Annotated in this window: 7 protein-coding genes; 3 read left to right on the top strand and 4 right to left on the bottom strand. The window is 66.3% G+C overall.

The window, feature by feature from the left end:
• Window positions 1-188 (top strand): helix-turn-helix transcriptional regulator (locus tag ABIR74_RS11905; RefSeq protein ID WP_348178376.1); only part of this gene is annotated, 188 nt, incomplete at its 5' end.
• A gap of 27 nt (window positions 189-215) precedes the next feature.
• Here ABIR74_RS11905 and ABIR74_RS11910 read toward each other — a convergent pair.
• The 3 genes from ABIR74_RS11910 to ABIR74_RS11920 form a co-directional block, all read right to left on the bottom strand.
• Window positions 216-1,712: a carboxypeptidase M32 gene (locus tag ABIR74_RS11910; protein WP_348178378.1), complete on the bottom strand. Its 1,497-nt coding sequence runs from the start codon at window positions 1,710-1,712 to the stop codon at window positions 216-218.
• A gap of 46 nt (window positions 1,713-1,758) precedes the next feature.
• Window positions 1,759-2,634 carry a hypothetical protein gene (locus tag ABIR74_RS11915; RefSeq protein ID WP_348178380.1) on the bottom strand — a complete coding sequence of 292 codons (876 nt, stop codon included), beginning with the start codon at window positions 2,632-2,634 and terminating at the stop codon, window positions 1,759-1,761.
• Window positions 2,635-2,736: 102 nt separating this feature from the next.
• Window positions 2,737-3,555, bottom strand: coding sequence for a metallophosphoesterase (locus ABIR74_RS11920; RefSeq protein ID WP_348178382.1), 819 nt, complete (start codon window positions 3,553-3,555; stop codon window positions 2,737-2,739).
• 27 nt (window positions 3,556-3,582) lie between these two features.
• Here ABIR74_RS11920 and ABIR74_RS11925 point away from each other — a divergent pair, with 27 nt between their 5' ends.
• Both ABIR74_RS11925 and uvrA read left to right on the top strand, forming a co-directional pair.
• On the top strand, window positions 3,583-3,825 hold the full coding sequence (locus tag ABIR74_RS11925; protein WP_348178384.1) for a hypothetical protein: 243 nt from the start codon (window positions 3,583-3,585) through the stop codon (window positions 3,823-3,825).
• Between the two features lie 85 nt (window positions 3,826-3,910).
• Window positions 3,911-6,754: an excinuclease ABC subunit UvrA gene (gene uvrA, locus ABIR74_RS11930; RefSeq protein WP_348178386.1), complete on the top strand. Its 2,844-nt coding sequence runs from the start codon at window positions 3,911-3,913 to the stop codon at window positions 6,752-6,754.
• A gap of 107 nt (window positions 6,755-6,861) precedes the next feature.
• Here the strand turns inward: uvrA and ABIR74_RS11935 are convergent.
• On the bottom strand, window positions 6,862-7,358 hold a 497-nt coding region (locus ABIR74_RS11935; RefSeq protein WP_348178388.1), incomplete at its 5' end, for a CoA pyrophosphatase.

A 7,358-nucleotide genomic window follows, 5' to 3' on the forward strand; every position in this document is an offset into this window, starting at 1 on the left:
AGCTCGACGTGTTGAGGCTCGTTGCACGCGGCCTTTCGAATGCGGAGATCGCCGTCGAGCTGTTCGTCGAGGCGTCGACGGTGAAGTCGCACGTTGCGAGCATCCTCGCCAAGCTCGGGGTCCGCGACCGCGTGCAGGCCGTGGTCGCCGCCTATGAGTCGGGGCTGGTCGTCGCCGGTTCGACGTAACGTGTCGCCGCGCCATCCGCGGACCGGTCAGGCCGTGACGCCGACACCGTGCTTGCCCTGCAGGTAGCGCAGGTACGGCTCCGGGTCGAGCGGTCCCCCCGCGACACGTTCGAGCGTCTCCTTGGGCGTCAGCTTGCGGCCGAGTGAGTAGAGGTTCTCGCGGAGCCACGCTCCAAGTGCCGAGAAATCGCCCTGCTCGAACTGCTCCTCGAGTCCCGGCAGTGCCGCCTGCGCTGCCTCCCAGATCTGCACGCTCATCACGTTGCCGAGCTGGTAGGTCGGGAAGTAGCCGAAGTAGCCACACGACCAGTGGACGTCCTGGAGTACGCCGAGGCGATCCTCCGGCACCTGCAGGCCGAGGTACTCCTCGAACCGCGTGTTCCACGCGTCGGGCAGATCTGCCGTGGACAGCGTCCCCGCGATCAGCTCTCGCTCGAGCTCGAAACGCAGGATGATGTGCATCCCGTACGTGACCTCATCGGCGTCGACGCGGATGAACGAGGGCTCGACGCGGTTGACGGCTCGGTGGAACTGCTCGACGGAGAAGCCGCCGAGCGCCTCGGGGAATGTCGCGACAAGCTGCGGGTGCAGCCAGCGACAGAACGGGAGAGAGCGGCCAACGATGTTCTCCCACAGCCGGCTCTGGCTCTCGTGCAGCCCGGAGAAGCAGCCGTGGGCGAGTGGCGTGCGTTCGAGCGACGGGCTGACGCCGCGCTCGTAGAGCCCGTGGCCGATCTCGTGCATGCACGAGAACAACGACTCGAGATCGTCTTCCTGGTAACGCGTTGTGACCCGAATGTCGGAGATCGCGAACGACGAGCAGAATGGATGTACCGTCGTGTCGAGTCGAAACGACTCCGGCTCGAAGCCGAACGCCGTCATCGCGGCTAGCCCGACCAAGCGCTGCCCCTCCTCGGGGAAGGGGCCGCCGCCGAGGCCGCCGCCGTGTCCGGCTGCGTTCACCTCCTCGATCAGTGGGACGAGCACCTCCTTGAGGCGAGCGAAGATGGCCGAAACCTCCGTGGTGCTCGTTCCACGCTCGAAGTCGTCGAGGAGGTGGTCGTAGGGGTCTGCCGTCGGGCCGAAACAGGCGATGTACTCCTGCTTGAGCTCGAGCTGGCGATCGAGCCACGGGCGGAACGCGGCATAGTCGTTCGCGGCCCTAGCCGCGACCCATGCCTCCATTGCCTCGGACGCCGTCTGCGTGAGCCGCGCTGCGAGCTCTGCGGGGATCCGGCGCGCCTTCTCCCAGTCCCGCCGCGTCACCCGGATCAGGCTGGCGTCGTCCGAGTCGTACGGCAGCGACGATTCGAGACCGTCGAGTTCGCTCACGAGTTCCCCGATTCGATCTTCGGTGAATCGCTCGTGGGCAACGCGCTCGAGCGTTGCCTGCCGGAAGGCGCGGACAGTCGCACCTGCGGGCGGCATCATCACCATCTGATCCCACGCGAGGAGCGCGGATGCCGAGCGAAGGTCGGAGACCTCGCCGAGGCGCATCTTCAACTCGGTGAGATGGTCGGTCATCCGCGCACCTCGCGGCGGACTCGCCCCCCGGAGCTCACCGCGGCTCTCAGGGGCGCCATGCGGGCGCGTTGTCCGTCCATACACCGCTCGTCAGCACGTGAACCTCGCCACCGTCGGCGTTCATCCTGAAGATGTCGGAGTCACCGTCACGGTCGCTCGCGAATGCCAGCATCGACCCGTCCGGAGACCAGGTCGGCCCCTCGTCGGCGATGTTGGCGTTGTCGGTCAGTCGCGTGACACCCTTTCCGTCGGCGCGGACGGTGAAGATGTCGCTGTCGCCGTCGATGTCGCTCACGTAGGCGATCGTCATGCCGTCCGGTGACCATGCCGGCGACGTGGACAGCGCCTTGAGAAGTCTGCGCTCGCCCGTACCGTCCGCATTCATCGTCCAGAGGTGGGCGAACCCGCCGCGCCTGCTCGTGAACACGATCTTCGATCCGTCTGGAGACCACGACGGCTCGGTGTCCTCGCACGCGTTCGACGTCAACTGCATCAGGCCCGTTCCATTGGGACGAATGGTGTAGATCTCGAAGCTTCCGGTGCGGTCACTCGAGAACGCGATCCACTTCCCATTGGGCGACCAGGCGGGCTCCTCGTCCCATGCGGGGCCTTCTGTGATCTTGCGTCGGCCCGACCCATTTGCTGCAACGACGGCGATATCGAAGTCCTGTCCCGTTGCATCGGACGTGGCGAGTGCGAGATGGCGCCCGGTCGGTGCCCAACTCGGCGCGACATCCATTCCCGGGCCCCGCGACTGCATGACCCGGCGAACGCCCGCCGTCGCGCCGTAGACGTGGACGCGCCCGGGCCCTCCTCGCTCGCTCCCGTACGCGATCACTGTGCGCTTGGAGGCGGCGCCGGCGAAGCCCGCGGCCAGAGCGGCGAACCCCAGTAGGGCAACCGTGACGGTCCATAACGTCATCGCTCCTCGCGAGGATCGCATCCCCACATCCCCCTCCACTTGCACAAACGGCTTGCGCATGGTGCCACGGTTCTACGAAGAATACAACCCCGCGTCACCCGATTATCCCTGCAAATCAGCATGTACGTGCCGCTGTACACGGTACTCGCTGGCCAGGTCGAACTCGGCTTCCTGCCAGATCCTAGCCTCGATCACGAGATCATGGTTCGTCCAGCGGACGACATGGAGGCCATTCGCCTCGCCGAGGCGGTGAGGGCGAGGCCTGCCGAAGCCCGGCGCGGTGGCGAGGACGAGTGACACCCGGTTGTCGTCGAGCGCTTCGAAGGCCTGTCTGCCGACAGCGGTGCTCTGGTGGATATGGCCGCCCAGGACGAGATCCGCTCCTGCGATCGCAAGAGAGCGGAGGGCCTTGTCCCGATCCTTGAGCGGAAACTTCCGCGAGGCACGCCAGGGGGCACCCGAGAGGTGGTGGTGGAGGGCGACGACCCGAAGAGCGTTCGGCGGTGCGTCGCGCAGCACAGCCGCCGCGGCGGCGAGTCGGGAAGGTCCGAGGCGCCCACCCTGATGTCGCCATGGCCGCGCGGAGTTCAGGCCACAGATGACGGCGTGATCTGTGCGGAGTACCGGATCCGTCGTTGCAAAAACGTCCGTGAAGCGGTCCCACGGGCTCGTGAATCTCGTCGGGAATCGGTAGGGGAGATCGTGGTTGCCCGGCACGACGAGCGTGGGTGCCGGGAGGCGATCGAGCAGCGCCTTCGATGCCTCGAACTCCGTCGACCGTCCCCGGTTCGCGAGGTCGCCGCTCGCGATCACGGCCTCGGGCCGGAGCTCCTCGCACAACGCGACGAGAGCGTCGTCCAGCGCAGGAGCCTCGCGCGTACCGCGATGGAGATCGGAGATGTGGATCAGGCATGCAGTCACCGCCGAACGAGGCTATACACTCGGAGCATGTCGGAACAGACCCCGGAGATTTTTGACGACCTCTACCTCGGCCTTCAGGCCGGTGGAGCACTGCGCAAGCAGCGGCGTGGCGAGGAGCTGACGGAGCAGGAACAGGCGGCGCTCGGGCACTGGCACCGCCTCTCGGTGTGGCGGAAGGTCGTCGCCGTCGGCGCGTTCGCGCTCGGGACGTTCGGGCTCGGCTTCACCGTCGGCGGTCTGATCTTCGGCCGGCGACGCGCGAAGGCCTAGAGCGGAAGTAGGCCGCCCGCTAGCCGATCGGCGATCGTGCTACGAACACTTGTTCGATCGAGACAGACGCGGTAAGCTGGCTCGTATGCCGATTGAAGAGCTCGTTGTCCATGGTGCCCGGGAGCACAACCTCAAGGACGTCACCGTCCGTCTCCCGCGCAACGCCCTCATCTGCATCACCGGTCTGTCCGGTTCGGGCAAGTCCTCGCTCGCGTTCGACACGATCTATGCGGAGGGTCAGCGCCGCTACGTCGAGTCACTGTCGGCCTACGCGCGCCAGTTTCTCCAGATGATGGAGAAGCCCGACGTCGACTCGATCGACGGGCTCTCTCCTGCGATCTCGATCGACCAGAAGACGACATCGCGGAACCCTCGCTCGACGGTCGGCACCGTGACCGAGATCTACGACTACCTCCGCCTTCTCTATGCCCGGGTGGGGCGTCCTCACTGCCCGGTCTGCGGGCGCCCGATCGCTGGCCAGAGCCTCGACCAGATCGTCGAGCAGATTCTCGCGCTTCCGGAGGGCACACGTTTCACGGTCAATGCGCCGATCGTGCGCGACCGCAAGGGCGAATTCCGCGACGTCCTCGAGGAGCTTCGCCGAGACGGCTTCACTCGCGTCAAGGTCGACGGCGAGCAGCGGCTGCTCGAGGAGGAGATCGTCCTCGACAAGAAGTTCAAGCACACGATCGAGGTGGTCGTCGACCGGCTCGTGCTCAAGCCCGACATGCGGCAGCGCCTGACGCAGTCCGTCGAGACCGCCACCTCGCTCACCGAAGGGCTCGTCGGTGTCGACGTCGTCGACGGCGAGAGCTTCCTCTACTCGGAGAACTTCGCCTGTCCCGAGCACGGTGTCTCGCTCCCCGAGCTCGAGCCACGCATCTTTTCGTTCAACGCTCCGCACGGCGCGTGCCCGCGCTGCACGGGGCTCGGGGCCCAGCTCGAGATCGATCCGGACATGCTCGTTCCCGACCCGTCGATCTCCGTCGCCGACGGAGCGCTCGTGCCCTGGTCGGTCGGGAGTTCGAGCTTTTACGAGGGGGTCATCCAGGCCATTGCCGACCGCTACGAAATCGATGTCGATCTCCCCTGGCGTGATCTCACGGATGAGCAGCGCAGCTGGTTCCTCTACGGCACGAACGGGGATCGCATCCTCGTTCAGTACAAGAACCGGATGGGCCGGAAGCGCCAGTACGCAATGGCGTTCGAAGGCATCCTGCGCAACCTCGAGCGGCGCTACCGCGAGACAGAGTCGGCGCAGCAGCGCGAGCGGATCGAGGAGTACATGAGCTTCCGGCCCTGTCCGGACTGCAACGGCGCGCGGCTCAAGCCCGCCGTGCTCGCGGTCACCGTTGGCGGACGCTCGATCAACCAATTCGCCTGTCTCTCTGTCACGGGCGCGCTCGGCTTCCTCGACGACCTCGGCCTGAGCCCGACGGAGGAGCTGATCGGCCACCGGATCGTGAAGGAGATCCGCGAGCGGCTCACGTTCCTCTCCGACGTCGGCGTCGGCTACCTCCAGCTCGACCGCGCTGCGAAGACGCTATCCGGCGGCGAGGCACAACGGCTCCGCCTTGCGACCCAGATCGGCTCCCAGCTCGTCGGCGTCCTCTACATTCTCGACGAGCCGTCGATCGGTCTGCACCAGCGCGACAACGACCGGCTGATCCAGACGCTGCAGCGCTTGAAGGCACTCGGAAACACGGTGCTCGTCGTCGAGCACGACGAGCAGATGATGCGCGTCGCCGATTGGGTCGTCGACATGGGCCCCGGGGCAGGCGAGCACGGCGGGTATGTTGTCGCCGAGGGCACGGCAAAGCAGGTTATGCGCACGAAGGGGTCCGTGACGGGTGACTTCCTCTCCGGACGGCGAACGATCGCAATCCCTCCGCGGCGCGAGGACGACCGCGGTGTCTTCACGATCCGTGGTGCCGCCCAACACAACTTGAAGGAGATCGACGTCGACTTTCCTGTCGGCAAGTTCGTCTGCGTCACCGGCGTCTCGGGCTCGGGCAAGTCGACGCTCGTGAACGAGATCGTCTACAAGGCGCTCGCGAACCGTCTCAACAAGGTGCGGGTGAAGCCGGGCTCGCACCAGGACGTGGAGGGGATCGAGGTCTTCGACAAGGTGATCGACATCGACCAGACGCCCATCGGTCGGACTCCGCGTTCCAACCCGGCGACCTACACGGATCTCTTCACGCACGTACGAGACCTCTACTCCCTGACGCCAGAGGCAAAAGTGCGCGGCTACAAGCCGGGCCGCTTCTCCTTCAACGTCCGCGGCGGTCGCTGCGAGACATGCAAGGGCGACGGCCAGATCAAGATCGAGATGCACTTCCTGCCCGACGTGTACGTGCCATGTGAGACCTGCCACGGCAAGCGCTACAACAAGGAGACACTCGAGGTCCGCTTCAAGGGCAAGTCGATCTCGGACGTCCTCGAGATGTCGGTCGAGGAGGCGCTCGAGTTCTTTGCTCGCATCCCCAAGATCCGCCGCCGGCTGCAGACGCTGCACGATGTCGGGCTCGACTACATCCGTCTCGGCCAGCCGGCGACGACGCTGTCGGGCGGCGAGGCGCAGCGCGTCAAGCTCGCGTCGGAGCTTTCGAAGGTGGCGACCGGCCGCACCCTCTACATCCTCGACGAGCCGACGACGGGCCTTCACTTTGCCGACATCGAGAAGCTGCTCGAGGTCCTACAGCGGCTCGTCGACACCGGGAACACCGTGCTCGTGATCGAGCACAACCTCGACGTGATCAAGCAGGCCGATTGGGTCGTCGACCTCGGCCCCGAGGGCGGGGAGGCCGGCGGCGAACTGATCGCTGCCGGCACGCCGGAGGACATTGCAGCGGTGGCCGCCTCGTACACGGGGCAGTTCCTGCGCGGGGTGCTCGCCGGCGACCGCTTCGCTGTCGTTGCGGCGTAGAACAACAAGGCGCGGGCCGCACGCGGATGGGGGCGAGCCTTAGTGAACCGGTCGTCTTTAATGCCGTGCCGGCGTCGAGCTTGTTGCCTGAGTCGCACGTGGCGCGCCTATCGCCATGCGAATACGGGTTGCTCGAAGCCGTCGACTCGTTCGTCGATTCGACCCTCGACGGCGACCCAGCGGAACTGAACGAGCATGGCGCCGGTTGGCGCGTAGATCAGATCGCCGCCCAGCGGGACCTCCACTACGGGCCGGTCGCTCTCAGCGATCGTCGCGAAGCGCGGGGAATCTGGCCGACACAGCTCGTGGAGTCCGATCCGGTACGCGTATGCGACCTCGACAGGGTCGGGGAAGAGATCGACATCGCCGCCGCCCCAGACGACAACGGGAGTGATCACGTACCCGGAGCGAGTGACGTAATCGTCGAGCAGGCCGAGAACGGCGTCGTGGCCGAGTCGCAGCCCGAGCTCCTCTTCGAGTTCACGGAGCGCAGCCTCGGGTGCGGTTTCATCGCCGTCGCACCGGCCGCCTGGCAGTGACCACTGTCCGGCGTGGGCGCTGAGCTTGGCCGCACGACGACACAACAGGAACGCTGCACCGCCGG

The sequence above is a fragment of the Gaiella sp. genome, assembly GCF_039915195.1.
Taxonomy (GTDB): Bacteria; Actinomycetota; Thermoleophilia; order Gaiellales; family Gaiellaceae; genus Gaiella.